Source organism: Streptomyces brasiliensis (assembly GCF_014647875.1).
In the GTDB taxonomy this organism is placed as follows: domain Bacteria; phylum Actinomycetota; class Actinomycetes; order Streptomycetales; family Streptomycetaceae; genus Streptomyces; species Streptomyces brasiliensis.
The window spans coordinates 1-1,208 of the sequence record NZ_BMQA01000228.1 but is presented as its reverse complement, the minus strand read 5'-3'; the positions used below and the strand labels follow the sequence as shown (position 1 = coordinate 1,208).

Here is a 1,208-nt window from a genome sequence, read left to right as displayed (position 1 = left end):
GTCAAGGCCTTGAAGACCTCGCGTGCTATGTAACGCTTGAGGCAGCGGATGATGTCCTTCTTCTGCAGTCCCTGCGCAGTGCGTCGGGCCACGTACTCGCGGGTGCGGCGGTCGTGTTGCATGCGGACGACCGCGATGCGGTAGAGGGCCGCGTTGGCTGACCGGTTGCCTCCCCGGTTCAGCCGGTGGCGGTCCCGGCGGCCGGAGGAGGCTGGCAGAGGTGCGGCGCCGCACAGATGGGCGAAGGCTGCCTCGGAGCGCAGGCGCTCGGGATTGTCGCCGACTGCCGCCAAGAGGCGTGCGGCGGTCTCGGGCCCGACGCCGTTCACGGCCAATAGCGTCGGCGCGGCCCGAGCCGCCAGTGTGGTCAACTCGGCGTCGTACTCGCTGATTTCGCGCGCGAGGTCCTGGTAACGGCGGGCAAGGCGGCGCAGGGTGAACTTGGCCGCGGCGGTGGGGTCGGCCAGGTCCGGTATCGGTCGGAGCCGGGCGCACACGCTGATCAGGTCTGCTGCTGCCAGACCTCGCAGTTGGTCGCGCAGGGTGTCGGGCGCGGTGACCAGAAGGCTGCGGATCTGGTTGATGGCCTGCGTACGGGCCTTCATGGCCGAGGTCCGGGCATTGTGCAGGACCCGCAGCCCCTCGGCGGCACCGGCGTGGGTCTTGGGGATGACGCCCGCGCGTCCGGAGGCGACTGCCTCGGCTGCGGCATAGGCGTCGATGGGATCGGACTTGCCCAGCTGGCGACGCATGCGCCGGTCAGGCCGGTTGATGTCGAATACTTGCAGGCCGGAAGCAGCCAGGACGCGTGCGAGCTGGGTGCCGTAGGACCCGGTGCCCTCGACGCCGACGGCGAGCACGGTCCCGAATGAGCGCAGCCAGGCCAGCAGGGCGCGGTAGCCGTCGTTCGTGGTTGGGAACTGAGCGTCGCCCAGGTGCCGGCCGATGGGGTCGACGGCGGCGGCGTGGTGGGTGTCGGCGTGGGTGTCCACGCCTCCGAAGACGTCCGGGCGCTGATCGGTCATGATGGAAGTGCTGTCCTTCGGGTTGCCGATGAGGGGCAGCACACGCCGGTCGGGCGGCGGACAAAGCAGTGACGGGGGCTTCTAGCCCAAGCTCCTATCAGGTCACGAGCGCCCGATCGGCTGTGTGCGTGGTGGCCCTCCGCAGCGAGTCGACAGTTCTCCGACATGACAGCCCTTGGGCGT

The 1,208-nt window shown here is 69.7% G+C and carries 1 protein-coding gene; it reads right to left on the bottom strand.

Going from position 1 to position 1,208, the window contains the following annotated elements; genetic code table 11:
- Positions 1-1,025 (bottom strand): IS110 family RNA-guided transposase (locus IEZ19_RS49900; RefSeq protein ID WP_189317973.1); only part of this gene is annotated, 1,025 nt, incomplete at its 3' end.
- Between the last annotated feature and the right edge of the window lie 183 nt (positions 1,026-1,208).